Origin of the sequence: Pseudomonas sp. NFX98, from assembly GCF_047784845.1 — a bacterium.
Taxonomy (GTDB): Bacteria; Pseudomonadota; Gammaproteobacteria; order Pseudomonadales; family Pseudomonadaceae; genus Aquipseudomonas.
In genome coordinates, this window is sequence record NZ_JBLNNF010000020.1 from 1 (window position 1) to 23,792 (window position 23,792).

A 23,792-nucleotide genomic window follows, 5' to 3' on the forward strand; every position below is an offset into this window, starting at 1 on the left:
CCTTGAAACCGCCATCGCCGGCAAGCCGTGCTCCTACAGGTTATGCGCTCAATTCTCCTGCGCCCGATACGCCCCCGGTGTCAGCCCCGTCCACTTCTTGAACGCCCGGTGAAACGCCGAAGGCTCGGAGAATCCCAGCTGTTCGGCGATCTGCTGCAAGGGCAGATCGTTGCGGCTCAGGTGATAAATCGCAATGTCGCGGCGCAACTGATCCTTCAATTCCTGAAAACTGGTGCCTTCCTCGCGCAGATGCCGGCGCAGCGTCTGCGGACTGATATGCAGGTGCGCGGCGACGGCTTCCAGGTCCGGCCAGCGTGAACTGTCGCTGCTGAGCAAGCGCCGTAACTGACTGCTCAGGCTGTTGCCGTCATCCGGGCGCGACAACAGATTGGCCGGTGAGTGTTCGAGAAAATGCTTGAGGGTGCGATCGTCCTGCAACAGCGGCATGTTCAGGTAGCGGCTGTGAAACAGCAGGCTGCTCTGGGAAGTGGAAAACGTCAGAGGACAAGAAAACAGCAAGTCGTACTCGGCACCGTGTTCCGGCCGCGGATAACTGAACGTGGCCTGCTCCAGGCGAATCCGCTGGCCGATCAGCCAACTGCCGAAACGGTGCCAGATCACCAACAGGCTTTCGCTGAGGAAATGGTCCGGGTCCCAGAGCTGCGAATCGTCCAGGCTCAGGCGGATCATTTCGTCTTCACGCGTCAGGGTCAGGCGCGGGGCGTCGGGGAATAGGCTATAAAACAATAAGCCCCGGTTGAGCGCCTTATCCAGGTTCCGGCAATGGATGACCGCATGGCACATCATCGCGAAGCTGCCCGGCTTGCTGGGACCGTGCCCGAAACCCAGGTATTCGTCGTCCAGCGCCAGCCACAGCGCCTGGATCAGTCGGGTGAACTGCTCCGGGGCGATGCGCGCCCGTGGCTCGTCGAGCAGCTCGGGGCTGATCCCCATTTGCTGCAACAGACTGGAATAGTCGAAGCCACGCCGCTGCGCACCACCGAGCACGGCGCGGGCGAAATGACTGGCGATGGTGCGTTCGCGCATAACAGGCAAATCCATGCATTGAGCGACGGATGGTAGCCGCGGTTCCAATCGATGAACAAGGCGGATATCCGCCAAATTGCAGGAGGCGATTTGGCCGAAGGGCGGAAATCCGCCACTGCCTATTCACCGTCAGAAGACAAAGAAAAACCTGCAGCCCTTGATATCAAAAGGCTTGCTGGGGTTTTGCCGAAGGTGGCACGGGCTTTGCGATACAACCGGTAGATGCCTGCCGTCGCGCGGCTCGAAAAAACAAATCCCTCCAGTGCAGGAGGGTTCGCAATTCAGGTGTCGCCAGCAACAGATGGATGTTGTAGCGCGCACTCTTGAGGAACTTTGCAATGACGACTCGTCAGCCACTGTACAAATCCCTGTATTTCCAGGTGATCGTTGCAATTGTCATCGGTATTTTGCTCGGTCATTTCTATCCCCAGATCGGTGTGGCCGTTAAGCCACTGGGTGACGGGTTCATCAAGCTGATCAAAATGATCATCGCCCCAATCATCTTCTGTACCGTTGTCAGCGGTATCGCCGGCATGCAGGACATGAAATCGGTCGGCAAGACCGGCGGTTACGCGCTGCTCTACTTCGAAATCGTTTCGACCATCGCTCTGCTGGTTGGCCTGGTCGTGGTCAACATCGTGCAGCCAGGCGCTGGCATGCACATCGACGTCAGCACCCTGGATGCTTCCAAAGTCGCCACTTACGTTGCGGCCGGTGCTGATCAAAGCGTCATCGGCTTCCTGCTCAACGTGATCCCGAGCACCATCGTCGGCGCGTTCGCCACGGGTGACATCCTGCAAGTGCTGATGTTCTCGGTGATCTTCGGTTTCGCCCTGCATCGCCTGGGTGCCTACGGCAAGCCGCTGCTGGACTTCATCGATCGCTTCGCCCACGTGATGTTCAACATCATCAACATGATCATGAAGCTCGCGCCAATCGGTGCCTTCGGTGCGATGGCCTTCACCATCGGTGCCTACGGTGTCGGCTCGCTGGTGCAGCTGGGTCAACTGATGATCTGCTTCTACATCACTTGCCTGCTGTTCATCCTGATCGTGCTGGGCGGCATCGCTCGCGCTCACGGCTTCAGCGTTCTGAAAATGATCCGCTACATCCGTGAAGAACTGCTGATCGTGCTGGGTACTTCCTCTTCGGAATCGGTACTGCCACGCATGCTGGTCAAGATGGAGCGTCTGGGTGCACAGAAATCCGTCGTGGGTCTGGTGATCCCGACCGGTTACTCGTTCAACCTCGACGGTACTGCGATCTACCTGACCATGGCGGCCGTGTTCATTGCCCAGGCAACTGACACCCACATGGACATCACGCACCAGATCACCCTGTTGGTGGTGTTGCTGCTGTCTTCCAAAGGCGCTGCCGGTGTGACCGGTTCGGGCTTCATCGTGCTGGCTGCGACCCTGTCCGCCGTTGGCCACCTGCCGGTTGCCGGTTTGGCGCTGATCCTCGGTATCGACCGCTTCATGTCCGAAGCCCGTGCCCTGACCAACCTGGTCGGTAACGCAGTGGCGACCATCGTCGTGGCCAAGTGGGTCAAGGAACTGGACACCGACGTGCTGCAATCCGAGCTGGCCTCGGGCGGTCGCGGCATTGCCGACGAGCCTAAAGACGATGTTCTGGGCCATGTCGAAGGGGCAACCCCGACTAACGCCAAGTAAGCCTTGTCGTCATGAAAAAACCCGCTTCGGCGGGTTTTTTTCTGCCTGCGACCTGAGCACAACGGTCAGCGTCACTGGCACATAAGGTGATTGCCCCTGAGCGTCCGGCTGCCTAGTCTGGAGGCATCATTCAGGGGGAACATTCATGCTCGGTCCACTGGCATCACTCAAGGTTCTGGATTTCTCGACACTGCTGCCGGGGCCGTTCGCCTCGTTACTGCTGGCGGACATGGGCGCCGAAGTGCTGCGCATCGAATCACCGACGCGCATGGATCTTGTGCGTGTACTGCCGCCCCACGACCAGGGCGTATCGGCCAGTCACGCCTATCTCAATCGCAATAAACGCAGCCTGGCGCTGGACCTCAAGCAGCCCGAAGCACTGGAGGTGATCAAGCAGCTGTTGCAGGACTACGACATTGTGCTGGAACAGTTCCGCCCCGGCGTCATGGAGCGTCTGGGCCTGGGTTATGAAGCTTTGAAGGCGATCAATCCGAAGCTGATTTATGTGTCGATCACCGGCTACGGCCAGACCGGTCCCTACAAGGACCGCGCCGGCCATGACATCAATTACCTGGCGTTGGCCGGGCAGGCGAGCTACACCGGCCGCGCCGACAGCGGACCGCTGCCCTTGGGCGCGCAGGTGGCGGATGTTGCCGGTGGTTCGCTGCACGGGGTGATCGGCCTGTTGGCGGCGGTGATCGCCCGCCAGCAAACCGGGCAGGGGCAGCATCTGGATGTGAGCATGACCGACTGCGCCTTCAGCCTGAACGCCATGGCCGGCGCCGGGTATCTGGCCTGTGGCGTCGAGCCGGGTCGCGAAGACCAGATACTCAATGGCGGCAGTTTCTACGACTACTACCGTTCAAGGGATGGACGCTGGCTGTCGGTGGGCAGCCTGGAGCCGGCATTCATGAAGCAGTTGTGCGTGGCGTTGGGGCTCGAAGAACTGGCGAGCCTGGGCCTGTCGCCACAACCGGCGCAGCAGAAGAAGCTCAAGGATGCGCTGAAAGTCGAATTCGAGAAGCATGACTTCGCTGAACTCAGCGCGCTGTTTGCCGAGCTGGATGCCTGTGTCGAGCCGGTGTTGAGTCTCGGCGAAGCCTTAAAGCATCCGCAGTTGCGGGCGCGGGAGCTGGTGACGCAAGTGCCGCGTGGGGATGGTTCGAGTCAGGCGCAGATGGCGTGCCCGCTGAAGTTTTCGGATGGCTTGCCGCAGCCTCGGCATATTGGTGCGGCGTTGGGGGAGCATACGGATCAGGTGTTGGGGGAGTTGGGGTTTAGTGCGCAGCGGATTGAAGAGTTGCGGCGGGCCAAGGTGGTTCTCTAGTGCCCGTGCCGGCCTCATCGCGGGCAAGCCGGCTCCCACAGTGGTTGCGGTCGTTCACAAATTTTATGCACAAAACCAATACCTGTGGGAGCGGGCTTGCCCGCGATGAGGCCGGTTTGGGCACAAAAAATCCAACTACTCGACCCGCATCTCCCCGCTAAACACCAAGGTACTGCGACACCGCCGACACAAATACCGCCGCCCTTGCCGCACCAGACCATGACGCTGTGACGAAAACGGAAAATCACTGTCGGGGCACGGGCATTTGTAGATGTAGCGGGTCACGCTGCGGCGTTTGACATCGTAGGTGTGGCAGCGATTGGGCGGCAGTTCGTACACGCCGCGCATGATCAGTTGCCACTCTTCGCCATGGGGCTGGATGCGGTCGCCGAACAATTGATGGGCGATCAGGTGCGCGACTTCGTGGGCCACGGTCTGCTTGAGGAAGTCTTCGGTGTTTTCCCGGTACAGCTGCGGGTTGAAGCGCAGCAGGTTCTCGTGCAAATGTGCGACACCGGCTTTTTGTCCGCGCAGCTTGAGGCTCACCACGGGACGTTTGAAAGGTCGTTTGAAAAAGGATTCGGCTTGTTGGAAACAGTCTTCGACGCGGGTATTGAGTTGCTCGGGCATGCTTGATGGATCTCCAGAGACGTCGAGTATGCCGCAACCCCGGGGCCTTGCGAATCGCCAAGACGCCGAATGGTCGCGACCGTTTCTGTTGCTCAAGCAGTAAAAGGCCGCCTTGCGGCGGCCTGTGTCGGCAGACTCTAGTTATTCTGTGCAGTCAGTTCGTATAGACCGGCCCCACGCCGAGTCCCCAGACAATCACGGTGAACGCCATGATGGCCACCAGCACCACCAGGCCTACGGCGAGCACCGAGCTGGAAAACAGGAATCCCTCGTCAGATGGAATGTTCATGAAGGTCGGTAGCCCGACATACAGCAGGTAGACGGTGTAGCAGATCGCCGCTGTTCCGATGATCATCCCCAGCCACAAGTGTGGATACAGTGCCGCCACGCCGCCAATGAACAGCGGAGTCGCGGTATAGGTCGCGAACGCCACGCAACGGGCCAGGCTCGGGTTGGCATCGTAGGTGCGGGCCATCCAGTGAATGAATGCCCCCATCACTGCAACGCCGCCGAGCATCGCCAGGTACGACATGACCGACATCCATAGCGCACTTTCCATCGTCAGCATCACCGGCGCGCGATTGCCGATGACCCAACCGACCTGCGTGGTGCCGATGAACGCCGACACAGCAGGGATCGCCGCCAGAATCAGTGTGTGAGTCAGGTACATGTGGCTGATGCTTTCCTCCTGGTCGCCACGGATTTCTTTCCATTCTTGGTCAGGGTGGGTGAAGAGCCCCACTACGTGATGGATCATGCCAGTCACTCCTCTTGTTTTTACCGTCGCCCCCCAGTGGAGCGCCTACGAGCCAATGCGGCCAAGTAAGTAATAGGTCTGGAATTCGAATGCGACCTTATGTCGCAGTATAGGAAGGTCTTAACCGCACAAGGAGCAGGGGCTTAGAGCAAATTGCGCTGTAAACCCACGGCTTAATCGCAGTTGCATCTGTAGGAGCTGCCGAAGGCTGCGATCTTTTGACCTTCAGCGGTTTAAAGTCAAAAGATCGCAGCCTGCGGCAGCTCCTACGGTAGGCGCTCCGTCAGGACGCTTCGCCCATGGAGAGTTTTTGCGTAAAATGCCCGCCTTTCGTCACACCTCACGGATTTCGCGTCATGGGCACTCTTACGGTCAACCAGAACAAACTGCAAAAGCGCCTTCGCCGTCAGGCCGGTGAGGCGGTTGCCGACTTCAACATGATTGAAGACGGCGACAAGGTCATGGTCTGCCTGTCCGGTGGCAAGGACAGCTACACCATGCTCGATGTGCTGATGCACTTGCAGAAGGTCGCGCCGATCAAGTTCGAGATCGTGGCCGTGAACATGGACCAGAAGCAGCCGGGCTTCCCGGAGCATGTGCTGCCGGCCTACCTGAAAGAGTTGGGCATCGAGTACCACATCGTCGAGAAAGACACTTACTCGGTGGTCAAGGAGCTGATTCCTGAGGGCAAAACCACGTGCTCGCTGTGCTCGCGCCTGCGTCGCGGCACGCTGTACACCTTCGCCGACGAAATCGGCGCGACCAAAATGGCCCTCGGTCATCATCGCGACGACATCGTCGAGACGTTCTTCCTGAACATGTTCTTCAACGGTTCGCTCAAGGCCATGCCGCCGAAACTGCGGGCCGATGACGGGCGCAACGTGGTGATCCGCCCGTTGGCCTACTGCAACGAAAAAGACATCCAGGCCTACTCGGACCTCAAGCAATTCCCGATCATCCCGTGCAACCTCTGCGGTTCCCAGGAAAACCTGCAACGTCAGGTGGTCAAGGACATGCTCCAGGAGTGGGACCGCAAGACGCCGGGCCGCACCGAGAGCATTTTCCGCAGCCTGCAGAACGTGATCCCGTCGCAACTGGCGGACCGCAACCTGTTCGACTTCACCAACCTCAAGATCGACGAGACGGCGGCTTCGCGCTTCGTCAATGTGGTTAACCTCTGATTAAAACTGTAGGAGCGAGCCTGCTCGCGATGGCGTAGTTTCAGTCGACATCAATGTTGAATGACCCACCGCGATCGCGAGCAGGCTCACTCCTACATTTGTTTTTTGTTTCAACCTCCAGGAGAGGGCATGCGCGACTACAAGTGGCTGAATGAATACTGCTTGAACCGTTTCGGTTCGGCAGCTGAACTGGAAGCCCATCTGCCCGTTCCCAAAACCCCGGCGCAACTGCGCGATATCACCGACGATCGTTACCTCTCGACCATGGCGTTGCGTGTGTTCCGCGCCGGGCTCAAGCACAGCCTGGTGGATGCCAAGTGGCCGGCCTTCGAAGAAGTGTTCTTCAAGTTCGACCCGGAAAAAGTCGTGCTGATGAGCGCCGAACATCTCGAGCGTTTGATGCAGGACGCGCGGATCATCCGCCACCTGGGCAAGCTCAAGAGCGTGCCGCGCAATGCGCAGTTTGTGCTGGATGTCGCCCGCGAGAAGGGCAGCTTCGGGGCGATGATCGCCGAATGGCCGGTGATCGATATCGTCGGCCTCTGGACCTTCCTGAAAAAGCGTGGCCATCAGTTGGGCGGTTTGTCGGCGCCGCGTTTTTTGCGCATGGTTGGCAAGGACACCTTTGTGCCGAGCTATGACGTGGTGGCGGCGTTGAACGCGCAGAACATCATCGACAAAGTGCCGAGCAGCCTGCGTGACCTGGCGTTGGTGCAGGATGTGTTCAACCAGTGGTACGAAGAAAGTGGCGGGCGACCGATGAGCCAGATTTCGATGATGCTGGCTTATACCGTCAATCATTGATAAATGGGTAAGGATCAAAAGATCGCAGCCTTCGGCAGCTCCTACATGGATCGGAATACACCTGTAGGAGCTGCCGAAGGCTGCGATCTTTTTTATTCAGGCGACGGAGACTTGGCCCTCGCCAGCCAATTTGCGGTTCAATTGATACCGCCACCGCACATACAACAGCGCCGAACAGAACACCGCCAGGCTCGCACCCATCTCCAGCAAACCGAAAATCTGCCGATTCGGGTCATACGCGGCCAATGCGCCCTTGATGAAATACAGGTTCACCACAAAGCACATCCATGAATGCCCGCGCGGGCTGCCGATAATCATCCCCGGCGCCAGTATCAGCAGCGGCACCAGTTCGATCAGCAAAATCACCCATGGCCGCGCGCCGTGCAGATCGGCGACCAGCAGGTAGTAAACGCACAGCAGCCCCACCAGACCCAAAAAACACAACAGACTGATCACGCGCATGGCCCGGACACGGGGTTCGAGCCAATCGATGGTGGGCAGGATTTTCGGCTTCTTGGCCACTCTCAGCCCTCCAGTTTCTGTGCAGTCTTGGCCAGGCGCATGCCCAGCGCGCGGCACAGCGCCACTTCATGTGAATCCAGACCGCTTTTGCCATCGGCCCCGGCGTGGTGGCTGGCGCCGTAGGGCGTACCTCCACCCTGGGTTTCCAGCAATGCCGATTCGCTGTAGGGCAGGCCGGTGATCAGCATGCCGTGGTGTAGCAACGGCAGCATCATCGACAGCAGGGTGGTTTCCTGGCCGCCGTGCAGGCTCGCCGTGGAAGTGAACACGCCGGCTGGTTTGCCCACCAGCGCGCCGGTCAGCCACAGGTTGCTGGTGCCGTCGAGGAAGTATTTGAGCGGCGCCGCCATGTTGCCGAAGCGGGTCGGACTGCCCAGGGCCAGGCCTGCGCAGTTTTTCAGGTCGTCGAGGCTGGCATAGAGCGCACCTTCGTCCGGAATATCCGGCGCTACGGCCTCGCACTCGGTGGAAATCGCCGGCACCGTGCGCAACCGCGCTTCAAGACCGGCCTGTTCCACGCCACGGGCAATCTGCCGGGCCATTTCGTTGGTCGAGCCGCTGCGGCTGTAATACAGCACCAGAATGTACGGCGCACTCATGGCAATAATTCCAGGATCTGCTCCGGCGGACGGCCGATGACGGCTTTGTCGCCAACTTCGAGAATCGGTCGCTCCATGAGTTTCGGGTGGGCGGCGATGGCGGCGATCAATTGCGCCTCGCTCAGATTGCTGTCGGCGAGGTTGAGGGTTTTGTACTCGTCCTCGCCGGTGCGCAGCAATTGCCGGGCGCTGATGCCGAGTTTGCCTAGCAGACTCTGGATCTGCGCGGCGTCCAGCGGGGTTTCAAGGTAGCGGACCACGGTGGGGGTCAGCCCACGGGCTTCCAGCAATTCGAGCGCTCCGCGGGATTTCGAGCAGCGCGGGTTGTGATAAAGCGTCAGATCGGTCATGTGCGGGTCGCATCTTGCGTAAGGTGGCGGCTATTCTAACCGTGCAGCGCGCATTCCAGAACCGCGAGAGGCGATGGGTCGCAGGCGCATTCAATTTTTGACAAGGAACACGACATGACAAGGCGACTGGCAGCGGCATTGACGATCATCGGGGCGTTGATGCTGGGGGGCTGCGGTAACGACTACGGGATCGATCAGAACGGGCAGAAGGTCGCCGCCGAACGTCTGGACGGTAAATGGCTGGTGCTCAATTACTGGGCTGAATGGTGCGGTCCGTGCCGTACCGAGATTCCAGAGTTGAACACCTTGGCCGAGCAGCTCAAGGACAAGAAGATTGGTGTGTTTGGGGTCAACTTCGACAATGTGCAGGGCGAAGAACTGAAAGGCGCCAGTGAAAAACTGGGTATCAAATTCACTGTGCTGGCGCAGGACCCTTCCGAGGTATTCGAGTTGCCGCGCAGTGAAGCGCTACCGGTGACCTACATCATCGATAACAAGGGCAAGGTGCGCGAGCAGTTGATGGGCGAACAGACGGCGGCGGGGGTGATGGCGAAGCTGGAGGCGTTGCAGGCTAAGAATTAAAGCAAAAGATCGCAGCCTTCGGCAGCTCCTACAGGGCGTACGACAATCCATGTAGGAGCTGCCGCAGGCTGCGATCTTTTCGGGATCAACCCTCTTCAAGCCACCAGCGCAGCGGCTTGCCTTCGGCCGGCCAGAAGCGCATCTGCTCGATCGACGAGACGTCCCAGCGTTGCACGCCTTCCAGCGCCTGAAGGAAGCGTTTTTCCTGCTCCATCAGCGCTGGCGCGCAAAGTTTGCGGGTGCTGCCGATCTTGCCGAAGCTCAGCTTGTTGCCTTCCAGGGTGTACGGCGCGAACCAATGGTTGCAGCCACCGTTGCCGTAGGCGCGACCGTCTTCACCGAGGGTGATGGTCAGGTGGCTGTAATCCATCAACGGCCGCTCGCCGATCCACTCCAGAATGTAGCTGCGGTTTTGTTGCAATTGCACAGGCTCGGCGGCACAACCCAGCAGGCTTGCACCGACCATACCGGCCAGGGCGAGGCGTTTCATCACGCGGGCTCCTGACATTTCGGGCACAGGTGTTTTTCGCCGACGGTGGTCCAGCCCAACTCGGCAATCCGCGCAGTGGCGGCAGGCTTTTCGGCCTTGTTGCCCAGTTTGGCGTCGACCGCGAACTCGAAGCTCAACTCTTTGGCGCAGCTGTCGCAGTTCACTTGCCAGGTGTGAATCGCCAACTCGCCGAACACCGGACCGCTGGCCACCGCGACCCATTGACCGGGCGGGTTGATCAAGTGGCGAACCGTTTCGACGGTCAGGCGCATGGACAAGTCCTTGGCACCTTTGAGGGTCACTACCAACACGTCGTTATTACGAATCGAGCCGCCGTTGCCGGTGACTTGATAACGACCCGGCACCAGGGCGCGGCATTCGGTGAGGGTGTGTTGCGGGTTCATCAGGCTGTAGCGGAAATCGTGTTCGACCATGGGTCCTCCAAATATGCGCGGTATGCTAGCACGGGCTTGCGCGCAGGATGGCGTGGGCATATGACCTTCGATCAGGTTCAATTTAACGGTCGAGTCATGGCACACTGCCGCTTTTGCATCCCTAAGGAATGGACATGGCGTTAATCGAGTGTTTTGAATGCAAGCAACGCATCAGTTCAACGGCGCCTGCTTGCATTCATTGCGGTGCGCCAGCAGAGGCGGGGCAAGCCGCAGCCGCAGCCTCAGCGCAAGAAGCAGTGATTTCGTTCGGGCGGTTACCCACCAATGAAAGTGTGCCGCGGGTGACGCCGGCGGCGTTTGGGCGTCGACGCAAACCCGAAGCTGAACCTGAACCTCAAATCCAGGCCCCGGCTGCAGCGCCCGCAGGACCGCGCCCGGTAGAACTCTGGCTGAAGATCATGGTGTTTTTGCTGCCGCCGTTTTTTGTCTGGTTCCTGCTGCGCCCCGGGCATAGCTGGCTGGCGCGTTTGATCGGCTTTGGTTGGCTGGGGCTGATGATTCTTTTGTCGAAGGCCTGAGCCGATCAGCCCTCGACTTGATTCTGTAGCGTACCGGTCGCCCACGTCGAGATGTTCTGCAAGGTGGTCGCGGCAATCGCGCCCAGGGCTTCGCGTGTCAGGAAGGCCTGGTGCGCGGTGACGATCACGTTGGGGAATGTCAGCAGTCGCGCCAGGACATCGTCCTGCAAGGGCAGGTCGGAGCGGTCCTCGAAAAACAGCTGCGCCTCCTCCTCATACACATCCAGCCCCAGATAGCCCAACTGGCCGTTCTTCAACGCGTCGATCAGCGCCGGTGTGTCCACCAGACCGCCGCGACCGGTATTGATCAGCATCGCCCCCGGTTGCATGTGCGCCAGTGATTCGCGGTTGATCAAATGTTTGCTCTGTTCATCGAGCGGGCAGTGCAGGCTGATGATCTGCGATTCGGCCAGCAATTGCGGCAAGCTCAGATAACGGGCGCCCAGCGCTTCGACCTGAGGGTTGGGGTATGGGTCATAGGCCAGCAAATGGCAGCCGAAGCCGTTCATGATTTTGGCGAAGGTCGCGCCGATCTGCCCGGTGCCGACCACGCCTACGGTCTTGCCCACCAGATCGAAACCGGTCAGCCCGTGCAGGCTGAAGTCACCTTCGCGGGTGCGGTTGTAGGCGCGGTGCAAACGGCGGTTGAGTGCCAGGATCAGCGCCACCGCGTGTTCGGCCACGGCATGGGGCGAGTAGGCCGGAACGCGCACGATCGCCAATCCCAGGCGTTTGGCCGCTGCCAGGTCGACATGGTTGTAACCGGCCGAGCGCAGGGCGATCAAGCGTGTGCCGCCGGCGGCCAGGCGTTCAAGCACCGGGGCGCCGAGGTCGTCGTTAATGAAGGCGCAGACCACTTCGTGATGCTCGGCCAACGCTGCCGTATCGAGGCTTAGTCGTGCTGCTTGAAAGTGCAATTCGATGCCGGACGGCAAGTCGGCGGCAAGAAAACTGTCGCGGTCGTAGGTCTGGCTGCTGAAAAGAATCGTGCGCATGCTGTCCTCTTGAACACTGATGTCCTGGCGCTCTCACGCATCCGTAGGAGCTGCCGAAGGCTGCGATCTTTTGACCTTGATTTTTGGCGATCACGAAGCCGCCCAAAATCAAAAGATCGCAGCCTTCGGCAGCTCCTACATTATTAGCCCTTCCACTGTTCGACCACGTTGCGCTGAATCAAGCATTGATCCGTGCCTGGGCGGCCAGACGATTGATCGCCCGGTCGAGTTCTTCGAGTGCGCCGAAGGCTTTAGGGTCTTGTTGCTTGAGCAGGGTTTCGCTGCGTTGGCAGGCGGCGCGCAGTTGCGGTACGCCGCAATAACGAGTGGCGCCGTGCAGGCGATGGACCCGTTCGATCAAGGCGTTGTGATCGTGGCTTGCCTGTGCCTGGCGAATCGCTTCGCGGTCGGCTTCCAGCGAGGCCAGCAGCATTGCCAGCATGTCTGCCGCCAGATCGGCCTTGCCGGCGGCCAGGCGCAAACCTTCTTCGTGATCCAGCACCAATAATTCATAAGCGCTGCCATGGCTGTCTGCGGAGCGTTCCGGGACCTGATTGCGCAGCGCCAGACCACTCCACTTCAACACCACCTGTGCCAGCTGCCGTTCGCTGATCGGTTTGGTCAGGTAGTCGTCCATGCCGCTTTGCAGCAATGCACGTTTTTCGTTGGCCATGGCGTGGGCGGTGAGGGCGACGATCGGCAGCGGCGTGCAATGCCGTTCGCTTTCCCACTGGCGGATCGCTTCGGTGCTCTGGCGTCCGTCCATGCCGGGCATCTGCACGTCCATCAGCACCAGATCGAAGGTCTCGCTCTGCACCGCTTTGATGGCGGCGTAACCGCTCTCCACGGCCAGTACTTTGGCGCCCATGTCTTCGAGCAGGGTTTGCACCAACAACAGGTTCGCCGGGTTGTCGTCGACACAAAGCACTTTCGGCGCGCGGCTGGAAACCGGTTCACCGGGTTCGCTGCGGGGCAAGCGCGGGTTGACCAGATCGGACAGCGCACGCCGCAGTTTGCGGGTACAGGCCGGTTTGGCCTGGAGCTGGCTGTGAGGGTTGGGCACCGAGAGGTGGAACAGCGTCTGCTCCGTGGTCGGGCACAGCACCAGCACTTTGCAGCCCAGGTGTTCGAGGTCCCAGATGTGCTGGTTGAGGCGCTCGGGTGGCATGTCGTTACTGGTGACGCCCAGCACCGCCAGATCAATCGCCTGATCAGTCTGATGCGCGCCGGTTACGCCATTGGTCAGGCTTTCCAGGGTATTGAACGGGGTGACGGCGAGGCCGCAATCCTCCAGTTGGTGCTGCAATGCCTGACGGGCCAGTTCATGATTTTCCAGTACCGCCACACGCCGGCCGAGTAGCGGCGGACCGGGCAGGTCTTCGGCGTCGTCGCGGGTTTTCGGCAGGCTCAGGCTGATCCAGAACTCCGAACCTTCGCCCGGTGTGCTGTCGACGCCGATCTCGCCGCCCATCTGTTCGATCAGGCGCTTGGAAATCACCAGTCCCAACCCGGTGCCGCCGGGTTGTCGCGACAGCGAGTTGTCCGCCTGACTGAACGCCTGGAACAGCGCGCGCACATCCTGGTTCGACAGGCCGATGCCGGTGTCCTGGATGCTGATGCGCAGTTGCACGCTATCTTCGTGTTCTTCTTCAAGCATGGCGCGGGCAACGATGGTGCCTTCGCGGGTGAACTTGATCGCGTTGCTGACCAGGTTGGTGAGGATCTGCTTGAGTCGCAGCGGATCACCCACCAGCGACAACGGCGTGTCGCGGTAAACCAGACTCACCAGTTCCAGCTGCTTGGCGTGGGCGGCCGGGGCGAGGATGGTCAGGGTGTCCTGCAGCAAGTCGCGCAGGTTGAACGGAATATGGTCGAGCACCAGTTTGCCGGCCTCGATCTTCGAGAAGTCGAGGATCTCGTTGATGATCCCCAGCAGGCTGTCGGCGGATTTTTCGATGGTGCCCAGGTAGTCGAGCTGGCGCGGGGTCAGCTCGCTTTTTTGCAGCAGGTGCGTGAAACCGAGAATGCCGTTGAGCGGCGTGCGGATTTCGTGGCTCATGTTGGCCAGGAACTCGGACTTGATCCGGCTCGCTTCCAGGGCTTCCTTGCGCGCCAGGTCGAGCTCGATGTTCTGGATTTCGATGGTTTCGAGATTCTGGCGCACGTCTTCGGTGGCTTGGTCGATGCTGTGCTGCAATTCTTCCTGGGCATTTTGCAGGGTGCCGGCCATGCGGTTGATGCCGGACGCCAGTTCATCCAGCTCCTGACTGCCGAGGGGCGGCAGGCGGGTTTCCAGATGACCGTCCTTGAGTTGGGCCACGGCTTGCTTGATCTGGCTTAACGGGCCATTGATCGTGCGCCCCATGCGCAATGCCAGCAGCGCCGCCCCGCAAAGACCGGCGGCGATCATCATCAGGCTGGCAAACAGGCTGCGGTAACCGCGCAGCAGCATGCCGTTGTGGGACAGTTCGAGCTCGACCCAGCCCAGCAGGCGGTCGGCTTCATCGGGAATCACGTCGCCGGCCAGGTTGCGGTGTTTGCCGAACACCGGCAGCAAATAACGGGTCGCGTCATTGCCGCTGCGGCGCAGCATCTGCGAGCCGTCGCCTAGGGGCGCCTGATTGAGCATGGTCGGTCCGGCGTGGGCCAGGAGCGTGCGGTCCGGCGCGAGAAAGGTCACGGCACGCACGTCCGGTTGTTCCAGGGATTGCGTGGCGATGCGTTCCAGCAGCTCATTGTTGTGATGACCCATGGCTGGTGCCACCAGTGGCGCCAGTTGCTCTGCGATCATTTCACCGCGCTGCATCAGTTGGGTTTGCAGGTCCGATTGCTGCATCCAGGTAAAATAGCCGCCCAGGACCAACGCCATCAGGCTGGTCGGCAACAGGGTCAGCAACAGCACGCGGCCTTTAATTCCCAGTTTCTTGAGCACGCATCTCTCCTGCATCCAGCTATCGATAGACCTGCGCATGCGTCCGGCACGCGTCACCTGCGCAGTGTAGCGATTTGCCGGCGGGCAATCTTCGTAAAATTGATGTCGTCATTCGTCGGTTGGCTCGACACTTTTACAGGCTGGACGAACCCGTGGGTTGCCCTGTGCGACGCAATCTTGAATAATTGTCAACTGAGAATTATTTGCAGATACTCATGACTCCCATTGCTGCCGGCCATCCCCGTATCCTTTCCATCGAAGACGACCTCGTGCTCGGTGCCTATGTCCACGAGCATCTGGGCCGTAGCGGCTTTCAGGTGACCTGGTGCCAGAATGGCCAGGAAGGTCTGGACGCTGCCCGCGATCAAGCCTTCGATGTGGTGCTGATGGATATTTTGCTGCCGGGCCTGGATGGACTGTCGGTGCTGACGCAATTGCGCCAGAGCCATTCCACGCCGGTATTGTTGATGTCGGCGCTCGGTGCCGAGGCGGATCGCATCAGCGGCTTCCGCCTGGGCGCCGACGACTACCTGCCCAAGCCCTTCAGCATGGTCGAGTTGCGCGTGCGCATCGAAGCGATTCTGCGCCGGGTTGCGCTTGATCGCCGACCAACAACCGCGGCGATTGCCCCGGCGGCAGACAACCTGCGTTTCGACGACGAACTGTTCGAGGTTTTCTACGGCGGGCAGGCGGCCGGCCTGACCCGTAGCGAATACAGGCTGCTGGAAACCCTCAATCGCAACGGCGATGAAGTGTTGAGCAAAGCCTTCCTTTATCAACATGTGCTGCAACGCGGTTACGCGGCCCATGACCGCAGCCTGGACATGCATATCAGCCAGATCCGCCGCAAGCTCAAGGCCATCGGTTATACCGAGCGTGAAGTGCGCACGGTCTGGGGCAAGGGCTACATCCTGAGCGCCAGCGATGAGATGTAATGTGCCGGGGCGGCACTCGCTGTTCTGGAAACTCGCCTTTTTACTGGTGGCGTTCTGCCTGCTGATGATCTGGTTGAGCTGGTCCTGGGGCCGCTACATGGAGCAGCGAAACCAGTTCCTCTCCGATGAGGCCCGCCGCACTCTGACGCGTTACGCCGCCGAAGCCGAACAAGCGTGGCAATTGCGCCAGAGCACCGGCGTCGATGACTGGCTGCAAGGCATGTATCAGCGGGAAAAAAGCTGGGTCGGTGTGATCGGCGGTGATTTGCAATCATTGAGCAACCAGTCGCTGACGGACAAGCAAATCGAGCGCCTGACCTATTTGCGCGGCCTCGATTGGCCGATCCACAAAAAAGGTCGGCCATGGATGCGCGTGCCGTTTCCCGGCGATCCCTCCGCCGGCAGCCTGGTGATCGAATTGCCCCAACGCTTCGTGCCCGGGCAATACCGGGTATTCTGGCGCGTGATCACCAACGGCGTGATTCCGGGACTGTTCACCTTGCTGCTGTGCGTCGGGCTGTACCGTTTGCTGGTGGTGCCGCTCAATCACCTTCGCGCACAGGCCAATGCCTGGCGTGCCGATCAGTTGAATGTACGGTTGTCGAGCCGGACCACCAATCGCTCCGATGAGTTGGGTGAACTGGGCAGGGCGTTCAATCACATGTCCGAACGCCTGCAAACTACCGTGGCGCTGCAACAGCAATTGCTGCGCGACCTGTCCCACGAACTGCGCACGCCGCTGAGTCGCCTGCGGGTGGCCAGCGAAAGTGAACAAGGGCTGGAAGCCCTGCGCGAGCGTATTGGCCGCGAAGTCGATGGCATGCAACGGCTGGTGGAAGACACATTGCAACTGGCCTGGCTCGACACCGAACGCACGCGATTGCCCGATGAAGCGATCCAGGTCCAGGCTTTGTGGGAAATGCTCACCGAAAACGCCTGCTATGAAAGCTGCTGGTCGCCCGCCCAATTGCGCTGCGAAGTCGATGCTTCCTGCTGGGTGCGCGGTAACCTCAACACTCTGGCCCAGGCGCTGGAAAACATGTTGCGCAACGCCATCCGACACTCGCCGGCCGGTGGCATCGTCGCCCTCGGTGGCCGACGTGAGGGCAAGTTCTGGCATCTGTGGCTGGAGGATCAGGGTGGCGGTGTCGACGAAGCGGATCTTGAGCGGATCTTCCTGCCGTTCACGCGCCTGGATGGCTCGCGGCCGGGCAATGGCGGCTTTGGTCTGGGCTTGAGCATCGCCAGGAACGCGGTGAAGCGTCAGGGCGGAAAGCTTTGGGCGCAGAACACCGGGAGCGGGTTGCGGATGAATATGCGGTTGTTGGCGGATGTTGATAGTGCGTCTGAGGACACCATCGCGAGCAGGCTCGCTCCTACAGTGACCGTGTTTGAGCCGCGAAATGTGTGAGTTTCCCGGTATCTTGTGGGAGCGGAACTGCTTTCGAAGAGGCCCTTCGAACCACCATCAGGCTCATCATGCCGGAGCGTTCCCGAGTTGTTGTACGAAATTTCCGAAAGGGTATCACCGGCATTTTGAGGCTTCCTTGACCGTTTAAGCTCTGGCTTTTACTCATCCTCAAGGAGTCGGGCATGAATGCACCCAGCGTTCCCGTTAGCACAAGTGATCACCGTTTCGATGAAGTCCTTGCGCTGATTCACAGTTCCAGACAAAAGGCCATTCAAGCGGTCAATACCCAACTGATCGAGTTGTACTGGCAGGTCGGCGCTCACATCAGTCGAAAGCTGGAAAACGCTGAATGGGGTGATGCCGTAGTCGGGCAGTTGGCCGCGCATCTGGCTAAGACTCAACCGGGGTTGCGCGGTTTTGCCCGGCCTAATCTGTTTCGCATGCGCCAGTTTTACGAAACTTACCGGAGCGACGAGAAAGTCTCACCACTGGTGAGACAATTACCTTGGACCCATAACCTGGTCATCTTCAGCCAGAGTAAACACCCGGAAGAACGGGAGTTTTACTTGCGTATGGCGGTTCAGGAGAAGTGGTCGAAGCGTGAACTGGAGCGCCAGTTCAAAGCTGCGCTGTTCGAGCGCAGCGTGACTCAGCCGGCAAAAGTCTCGGCCGCTCTGAAACAAACTCACCCAGCAGCGCTGGAGATATTCCGCGACGCCTATGCCAGCAAGGATGACGAGGTTGTCGAGTACGCCCTTAACCGCAGTCTGTCGCCAGCGCTGATCGCCGAGTATCAGGTTCAGCTTCCCGACAAATACTTGTTGCAAGCCAAGCTGCATGAGTTCTATGCGCTGAACGTTGCGCACGCAGACGAACACTGATCCAGCGCCTTATTCCCATAAACCATAAGCACCACACTTTGCGTGATATGGCCTTCCGAGGTTTGCCGGTATGATAGGCGCCCCCGCAGTCTGGATTGCGAATACGCCATGACCTTGCAGTACCCAACCATCGCCGATTGCGTCGGCAACACTCCGCTGGTTCGTTTGCAGCGCCTGCCCGGCGCCACCAGCAATACCCTTTTGCTCAAGCTCGAAGGGAACAACCCGGCGGGTTCGGTCAAGGACCGTCCGGCGCTGTCGATGATCACCCGCGCCGAATTGCGTGGGCAGATCCACGCCGGCGATACGCTGATCGAAGCGACCTCGGGTAATACCGGTATCGCGTTGGCCATGGCCGCTGCGATCAAGGGTTACAAGATGATCCTGATCATGCCGGACAACTCCAGTGCCGAACGCAAGGCTGCCATGACCGCCTATGGCGCCGAGCTGATTCTGGTCAGCCAGGAGCAAGGCATGGAAGGCGCCCGCGACCTCGCGCAGAAGATGGAAGCCGAAGGCCGTGGCAAAGTGCTGGATCAGTTCGCCAACGGTGACAACCCGCAAGCGCACTACACCACCACCGGCCCGGAAATCTGGCGTCAGACTGAGGGCTCCATCACTCACTTCGTCAGCTCCATGGGCACCACCGGTACCATCATGGGCGTTTCGCGCTACTTGAAAGAGCAGAACGAAAACGTCGAGATCATCGGTCTGCAACCGATGGAAGGTTCGGCGATCCCGGGCATCCGTCGCTGGCCCCAGGAATACTTGCCGAAGATTTACCAGGCCGATCGCGTGGACCGGATCGTCGACATGGCGCAAAGCGAAGCCGAAGACGTGACTCGTCGACTGGCCCGCGAAGAAGGCATCTTCTGCGGCGTCTCTTCGGGTGGTGCCGTGGCAGCGATGCTGCGTTTATCCAAAGAAGTTGAAAACTCGGTGATCGTCGCGATCATCTGCGACCGTGGCGACCGTTATCTGTCGACCGGCATTTTCGACGCGCCCAACTGATGGCCAAGCATGAGAGAGGCCTGCGCTTCCAGCCCACCGGCGGCAGCAAGGCCCCGCAAATCCCGACCGGCAAAAAGCAGCGCCTGATCATCGAGCGCCTTGCCAATGACGGTCGCGGTATCGCGTTTTTCGAAGGCCGCACCTGGTTCGTCATCGGTGCTTTGGCCGGAGAAGAGATCGAGGCGCGCGTACTCGGTGCCCACGGCAAAGTGGTCGAGGCGCGTACCGAACGGGTATTCAAGGCCAGCGAATTGCGTCGCCCGGCACCGTGCGCCCATGCCGGCCGCTGCGGCGGTTGCAGCGTGCAGCATCTGCCTCATAACGAACAGCTCGCCCTGAAACAGCGCATGCTCGCCGAGCAATTGTCCAAGGTCGCCGGCGTCGAACCCGAAGAATGGGCGGCGCCTTTGAGCGGTCCGGAATTTGGCTACCGTCGCCGTGCCCGCGTCGCCGTGCGTTGGGACATGAAGGCCAAGAAACTTGAAGTCGGTTTCCGTGCCGCTGGTAGCCAGGACATTGTCGGTATCAATGAGTGCCCGGTGCTGGTACAGCCCTTGCAACCGATCATGACCCGTTTGCCGGAGATGCTCCGACGCTTAAGCAAGCCTCAGGCGCTCGGGCATGTGGAACTGTTCAGTGGTTCATCGCTGGCAGTTTTGCTGCGACACATGACGCCGTTGTCTGAAGCCGACCTGACGATCCTCAAGGATTTCTGCGCGTTCCACAAAGCCCAATTGTGGCTACATGGTGAAGGCGAGCCGCAACCGGTCGAGGCCGATCAATCGTTAGGCTATCGTCTGGAACAGTGGAATCTGGAACTGGCTTACCGGCCTGGAGATTTCGTGCAGGTCAACGCCGCGGTCAACGAAGCAATGGTTGCCCAGGCGCTGGACTGGTTGAAACCGACCGCGGATGAGCGCGTGCTCGATCTGTTCTGCGGCCTGGGCAATTTTGCCTTGCCGCTGGCCCAGACCGTTCGCGAAGTGGTGGCGGTGGAAGGTGTGCAGGTGATGGTCGAGCGGGCAGCCGCGAACGCCGCTAGCAATAATCTGCATAACGCGAAGTTTTTTCAGGCCGATTTATCCCAGCCTTTGACCGACGCCGAATGGGCGCGCGAAGGCTTTTGTGCGGTACTCTTGGACCCACCGCGTGACGGTGCTTTCGAGGTCGTGCGCAAGCTCAAGACCCTGGGTGCCGAACGGTTGGTGTATGTGTCGTGCAACCCTGCAACTCTGGCGCGCGATACGGTCGAATTGATCAAGCAGGGCTACCGGTTAAAACGTGCCGGGATTCTCGATATGTTTCCTCAGACGGCACATGTCGAGGCCATGGCGTTATTTGAAGCGAGCTAGGATGCTCGTCTGGTCCGACTGGCCCGCCCGTGCAGCCGCGCACCAGCCCGATGTGGGCGCACCGGCAACGAAGGTCAGCGATTTGACGCATTGAATCTGCGTCGTAGGGAAGGTAAGCAAGATGGTACAGGTGAGAGCACACCAGCCGATCAACACCGACGGCAGTATCAATCTCGAGGCTTGGCTCGATCATGCGGTCAGTGTCGATCTGGCACTGGATCGCGAAGCCTTGAAGGAGGCCTGCGAGTTCGCTCGCGAGTCTGAGCAACAGGCCAATGCGGCCAAGAATCTGTGGTCGGAAGGAAACTCGAGTTTCCGCACCGGCCTTGAGATCGCCGAGATTCTCGCCGACCTCAAACTCGATCAGGATTCGCTGGTCGCCGCGGTCCTGTACCGTGGCGTGCGCGAAGGCCAGATCCAGCTTCCGGCGATCAGCCAGCGTTTCGGTCCTGTAGTGGCCAAGCTCATCGACGGCGTGCAGCGCATGGCGGCGATCAGCGACAGTTTGAGCCCTCGTAAATCCCTGGTGCTCGGCACTCAGGGCCAGGTTGAAAACCTGCGCAAGATGCTGGTGGCCATGGTCGACGACGTTCGCGTCGCCCTGATCAAACTGGCCGAGCGCACCTGCGCGATCCGTGCGGTAAAAACCGCCGACGACGAAAAGCGCAACCGCGTCGCCCGTGAAGTCTTCGACATCTACGCGCCGCTTGCCCATCGCCTGGGTATCGGTCATATCAAGTGGGAACTGGAGGACTTGTCCTTCCGTTACCTTGAGCCCGATCAGTACAAGCAGATCGCCAAGTTGCTCCATGAGCGGCGACTGGATCGCGAGCGTTTCATCAGCGACGTGATGAGCCAGCTGAAAAACGAATTGCAGGCCACCGGCGTCGATGCCGACATCAGCGGTCGGGCCAAACACATCTATTCGATCTGGCGCAAAATGCAGCGCAAGGGTCTGGAGTTCAGCCAGATCTACGACGTGCGCGCCGTTCGCGTGCTGGTGCCGGAAATGCGCGATTGCTACACCGCGCTCGGCATCGTCCACACCCTGTGGCGGCACATCCCGAAAGAGTTCGACGACTACATCGCCAACCCGAAAGAGAACGGCTACCGCTCGCTGCACACGGCGGTAATCGGGCCCGAGGGCAAGGTGCTGGAAGTGCAGATCCGCACCCACGCCATGCACGAAGAGGCAGAACTGGGGGTTTGCGCGCACTGGAAGTACAAAGGCACCGACGTCAAATCCGGCTCCAATCACTACGAAGAGAAAATCTCCTGGCTGCGTCAGGTGCTCGAGTGGCATGAGGAACTGGGCGACATTGGCGGTCTGGCGGAACAGCTGCGGGTCGATATCGAACCTGACCGCGTCTACATCTTCACCCCGGACGGTCACGCCATTGACTTGCCGAAGGGCGCGACGCCGCTGGACTTCGCTTACCGCGTGCACACCGAGATCGGTCACAACTGCCGCGGCGCCAAGATCAACGGGCGCATCGTGCCGCTCAACTACAGCCTGCAAACCGGTGAACAGGTCGAGATCATCACCAGCAAGCACGGCACTCCGAGCCGCGACTGGCTGAATCCGAACCTGGGTTACGTCACCACCTCGCGGGCGCGGGCGAAGATCGTTCACTGGTTCAAGTTGCAGGCCCGTGACCAGAACGTCGCGGCCGGTAAAACCCTGCTTGAGCGCGAGCTCAATCGCCTCGGTCTGCCTGCGGTGGATTTCGACAAGCTGGCCGACAAGGCCAACATGAAAACCGCCGAAGACCTGTTCGCCGCCCTCGGTGCCGGCGATTTGCGCCTGGCGCAACTGGTCAACCTGGCGCAGCAACTGGTCGAGCCGGAGCGCGGCAACGAACAGCTGGAGCTGATTCCGCGCAAGGCCACCGGCTACAAGCCGGGCAAGCGCGGCGATATCCAGATCCAGGGCGTCGGCAACCTGATGACCCAGATGGCCGGCTGCTGCCAGCCGTTGCCGGGGGATGCCATTGTCGGTTACATCACCCAGGGCCGCGGCGTGAGCATTCACCGCCAGGACTGCGCCTCGGTGCTGCAACTGGGCGGGCGCGAGCCGGAGCGGATCATCCAGGTCAGCTGGGGGCCGGTGCCGGTGCTCACTTATCCGGTGGACATCGTCATCCGCGCCTACGACCGTTCCGGTCTGCTGCGTGATGTCTCGCAAGTGCTGCTCAACGAGCGCATCAACGTGCTGGCGGTCAATACCCGCTCGAACAAGGAGGACAACACCGCGCTGATGTCCCTGACCATCGAGATTCCGGGGCTGGACGCGTTGGGACGGTTGTTGGGGCGGATTTCGCAGTTGCCGAACATCATCGAAACCCGGCGTAACCGTACGCCGTGAGGATGACTTCGATCGAATGTGGGAGCTGGCTTGCCAGCGATGCAGACAACTCGGTCTCTCTGGAGCATCGAGGTGATGCCATCGCTGGCAAGCCAGCTCCCACAGGGTTTTGTGGTGAGACAGAAAAATGATGTACAGCCTTGAAGACCTGCTTCACCTCATGAACCGCCTGCGCGATCCGCAGTTCGGTTGCCCGTGGGATATCAAGCAAACCTACGCCACCATCGTCCCGCACACCCTTGAAGAAGCTTACGAAGTCGCCGATGCCATCGAGCGCGGGGACTTCGATCACTTGCAGGGTGAGTTGGGCGATTTGCTGTTCCAGGTGGTTTATTACAGTCAGCTGGCCCGGGAAGAAGGACGCTTCGAATTTGCCGGCGTGGTCGACAGCATCACCCGCAAGCTGATCCGTCGTCATCCTCACGTATTTCCTACCGGCGACTTGTACGCGCCGCTGGACGTGCCGCGCCTGAATGAAGACCAGGTCAAGCAGCGCTGGGAAGAGATCAAGGCTGAAGAGCGTGCGGAGAAATCCTCGGCGCCTGAACAGTTGTCGTTGCTCGATGATGTGCCTGGCGCGTTGCCGGCACTGTCACGCTCGGCGAAGTTGCAGAAACGCGCAGGGCAGTTCGGTTTCGACTGGCCGGACGCTTTGCCGGTGCTCGATAAAGTCCGTGAAGAGCTTGATGAAGTCCTCGAAGCCATGTCGGAAAACGATCCCGAAGCCGTAGCCGACGAGATCGGTGACCTGCTGTTTTCCGTGGTCAATCTGGCGCGCCATCTCAAGGTTGATCCGGAAACCGCGCTGCGTGGTGCCAACAGCAAGTTCGAACGACGCTTCCGTTTTATCGAACAGGCATTGCGCGACACCCACCGTCCCATGGAAGATTGCACCCTCGAAGAGTTGGACGCCCTATGGGGCGAGGCCAAACGTCAGGAAAAGAATTTGCCCAGCTGCGGTTGAGCAGTTGCCTA

Annotated in this window: 24 protein-coding genes; 14 read left to right on the plus strand and 10 right to left on the minus strand. The window is 60.0% G+C overall.

Annotated features, from left to right (window positions below; genetic code table 11):
• Positions 1–48 precede the first annotated feature (48 nt).
• Positions 49–1,047: an AraC family transcriptional regulator gene (locus tag ACM110_RS23900; RefSeq protein ID WP_416129713.1), complete on the minus strand. Its 999-nt coding sequence runs from the start codon at positions 1,045–1,047 to the stop codon at positions 49–51.
• Positions 1,048–1,098: 51 nt separating this feature from the next.
• On the opposite strand from ACM110_RS23900, the gene ACM110_RS23905 reads away from it, so the two are divergent.
• The 3 genes from ACM110_RS23905 to ACM110_RS23915 all read left to right on the plus strand — a co-directional run bounded on the left by ACM110_RS23905 (position 1,099) and on the right by ACM110_RS23915 (position 4,047).
• On the plus strand, positions 1,099–1,269 hold the full coding sequence (locus ACM110_RS23905) for a hypothetical protein (RefSeq protein WP_416129714.1): 171 nt from the start codon (positions 1,099–1,101) through the stop codon (positions 1,267–1,269).
• A 116-nt stretch (positions 1,270–1,385) separates the two neighbouring features.
• Positions 1,386–2,720 (plus strand): dicarboxylate/amino acid:cation symporter, encoded by a 1,335-nt coding sequence (locus tag ACM110_RS23910; protein WP_416129715.1) that lies wholly within the window; start codon positions 1,386–1,388, stop codon positions 2,718–2,720.
• A 145-nt stretch (positions 2,721–2,865) separates the two neighbouring features.
• Complete coding sequence (locus tag ACM110_RS23915) at positions 2,866–4,047, plus strand: CaiB/BaiF CoA transferase family protein (RefSeq protein ID WP_416129716.1); 1,182 nt, start codon at positions 2,866–2,868, stop codon at positions 4,045–4,047.
• A 135-nt stretch (positions 4,048–4,182) separates the two neighbouring features.
• On the opposite strand, the gene ACM110_RS23920 is transcribed toward ACM110_RS23915, so the two are convergent.
• Positions 4,183–4,677: a SprT family zinc-dependent metalloprotease gene (locus ACM110_RS23920; protein ID WP_338582494.1), complete on the minus strand. Its 495-nt coding sequence runs from the start codon at positions 4,675–4,677 to the stop codon at positions 4,183–4,185.
• A gap of 154 nt (positions 4,678–4,831) precedes the next feature.
• Entirely contained in the window at positions 4,832–5,434 is a 603-nt protein-coding gene (locus tag ACM110_RS23925) for a Yip1 family protein (RefSeq protein ID WP_338582493.1), read from the minus strand.
• Between the two features lie 356 nt (positions 5,435–5,790).
• Here ACM110_RS23925 and ttcA point away from each other — a divergent pair, with 356 nt between their 5' ends.
• Positions 5,791–6,615 (plus strand): tRNA 2-thiocytidine(32) synthetase TtcA, encoded by an 825-nt coding sequence (gene ttcA / locus ACM110_RS23930; protein ID WP_217873618.1) that lies wholly within the window; start codon positions 5,791–5,793, stop codon positions 6,613–6,615.
• Positions 6,616–6,744: 129 nt separating this feature from the next.
• A complete protein-coding gene (locus ACM110_RS23935; RefSeq protein ID WP_416129717.1) occupies positions 6,745–7,419 on the plus strand; it encodes a DNA-3-methyladenine glycosylase I in 675 nt (224 codons plus the stop codon).
• A gap of 96 nt (positions 7,420–7,515) precedes the next feature.
• Here ACM110_RS23935 and ACM110_RS23940 read toward each other — a convergent pair whose 3' ends face one another.
• From ACM110_RS23940 to arsC, 3 genes are read right to left on the minus strand one after another with little or no spacing between them, the layout of a single operon-like run.
• Positions 7,516–7,941: a DUF2069 domain-containing protein gene (locus ACM110_RS23940; protein WP_416129718.1), complete on the minus strand. Its 426-nt coding sequence runs from the start codon at positions 7,939–7,941 to the stop codon at positions 7,516–7,518.
• 2 nt (positions 7,942–7,943) lie between these two features.
• The gene (wrbA, locus tag ACM110_RS23945) at positions 7,944–8,540 is read right to left on the minus strand and encodes an NAD(P)H:quinone oxidoreductase (protein ID WP_338582490.1); all 597 of its coding nucleotides are present in this window, start codon (positions 8,538–8,540) and stop codon (positions 7,944–7,946) included.
• Entirely contained in the window at positions 8,537–8,890 is a 354-nt protein-coding gene (gene arsC, locus ACM110_RS23950; RefSeq protein ID WP_416129719.1) for an arsenate reductase (glutaredoxin), read from the minus strand. The genes wrbA and arsC overlap by 4 nt, the downstream gene beginning before the upstream one ends.
• A gap of 114 nt (positions 8,891–9,004) precedes the next feature.
• On the opposite strand from arsC, the gene ACM110_RS23955 reads away from it, so the two are divergent.
• Entirely contained in the window at positions 9,005–9,472 is a 468-nt protein-coding gene (locus ACM110_RS23955) for a TlpA disulfide reductase family protein (RefSeq protein WP_338582488.1), read from the plus strand.
• A gap of 85 nt (positions 9,473–9,557) precedes the next feature.
• On the opposite strand, the gene ACM110_RS23960 is transcribed toward ACM110_RS23955, so the two are convergent.
• The gene (locus tag ACM110_RS23960; protein WP_338582487.1) at positions 9,558–9,962 is read right to left on the minus strand and encodes an META domain-containing protein; all 405 of its coding nucleotides are present in this window, start codon (positions 9,960–9,962) and stop codon (positions 9,558–9,560) included.
• Positions 9,962–10,396, minus strand: coding sequence for a hypothetical protein (locus ACM110_RS23965; RefSeq protein ID WP_007988765.1), 435 nt, complete (start codon positions 10,394–10,396; stop codon positions 9,962–9,964). Before ACM110_RS23965 ends, ACM110_RS23960 begins: the two co-directional genes overlap by 1 nt.
• 134 nt (positions 10,397–10,530) lie before the next feature.
• On the opposite strand from ACM110_RS23965, the gene ACM110_RS23970 reads away from it, so the two are divergent.
• Entirely contained in the window at positions 10,531–10,935 is a 405-nt protein-coding gene (locus tag ACM110_RS23970) for a hypothetical protein (protein WP_416129720.1), read from the plus strand.
• Positions 10,936–10,940: 5 nt separating this feature from the next.
• On the opposite strand, the gene ACM110_RS23975 is transcribed toward ACM110_RS23970, so the two are convergent.
• Together ACM110_RS23975 and ACM110_RS23980 are read right to left on the minus strand one after the other, a co-directional pair.
• Positions 10,941–11,930 carry a 2-hydroxyacid dehydrogenase gene (locus tag ACM110_RS23975; protein WP_416129721.1) on the minus strand — a complete coding sequence of 330 codons (990 nt, stop codon included), beginning with the start codon at positions 11,928–11,930 and terminating at the stop codon, positions 10,941–10,943.
• A gap of 178 nt (positions 11,931–12,108) precedes the next feature.
• Positions 12,109–14,862, minus strand: a complete 2,754-nt coding sequence (locus tag ACM110_RS23980; protein ID WP_416129722.1) for a response regulator — start codon at positions 14,860–14,862, stop codon at positions 12,109–12,111.
• 215 nt (positions 14,863–15,077) lie between these two features.
• On the opposite strand from ACM110_RS23980, the gene ACM110_RS23985 reads away from it, so the two are divergent.
• From ACM110_RS23985 to mazG, 7 genes are all read left to right on the plus strand, one after another.
• The gene (locus ACM110_RS23985) at positions 15,078–15,797 is read left to right on the plus strand and encodes a response regulator transcription factor (RefSeq protein ID WP_416129723.1); all 720 of its coding nucleotides are present in this window, start codon (positions 15,078–15,080) and stop codon (positions 15,795–15,797) included.
• Positions 15,787–17,208, plus strand: a complete 1,422-nt coding sequence (locus tag ACM110_RS23990) for a histidine kinase sensor domain-containing protein (protein WP_416129724.1) — start codon at positions 15,787–15,789, stop codon at positions 17,206–17,208. Before ACM110_RS23985 ends, ACM110_RS23990 begins: the two co-directional genes overlap by 11 nt.
• A gap of 182 nt (positions 17,209–17,390) precedes the next feature.
• Positions 17,391–18,089 carry a DUF1016 N-terminal domain-containing protein gene (locus ACM110_RS23995; RefSeq protein ID WP_416129725.1) on the plus strand — a complete coding sequence of 233 codons (699 nt, stop codon included), beginning with the start codon at positions 17,391–17,393 and terminating at the stop codon, positions 18,087–18,089.
• Between the two features lie 108 nt (positions 18,090–18,197).
• Entirely contained in the window at positions 18,198–19,100 is a 903-nt protein-coding gene (cysM, locus tag ACM110_RS24000) for a cysteine synthase CysM (RefSeq protein WP_416129726.1), read from the plus strand.
• A complete protein-coding gene (rlmD, locus tag ACM110_RS24005; RefSeq protein WP_416129727.1) occupies positions 19,100–20,452 on the plus strand; it encodes a 23S rRNA (uracil(1939)-C(5))-methyltransferase RlmD in 1,353 nt (450 codons plus the stop codon). The genes cysM and rlmD overlap by 1 nt, the downstream gene beginning before the upstream one ends.
• A gap of 121 nt (positions 20,453–20,573) precedes the next feature.
• Positions 20,574–22,817, plus strand: coding sequence for a GTP diphosphokinase (gene relA, locus ACM110_RS24010; protein WP_338582476.1), 2,244 nt, complete (start codon positions 20,574–20,576; stop codon positions 22,815–22,817).
• A 130-nt stretch (positions 22,818–22,947) separates the two neighbouring features.
• On the plus strand, positions 22,948–23,781 hold the full coding sequence (gene mazG, locus ACM110_RS24015) for a nucleoside triphosphate pyrophosphohydrolase (RefSeq protein WP_416129810.1): 834 nt from the start codon (positions 22,948–22,950) through the stop codon (positions 23,779–23,781).
• Positions 23,782–23,792: the final 11 nt, after the last annotated feature.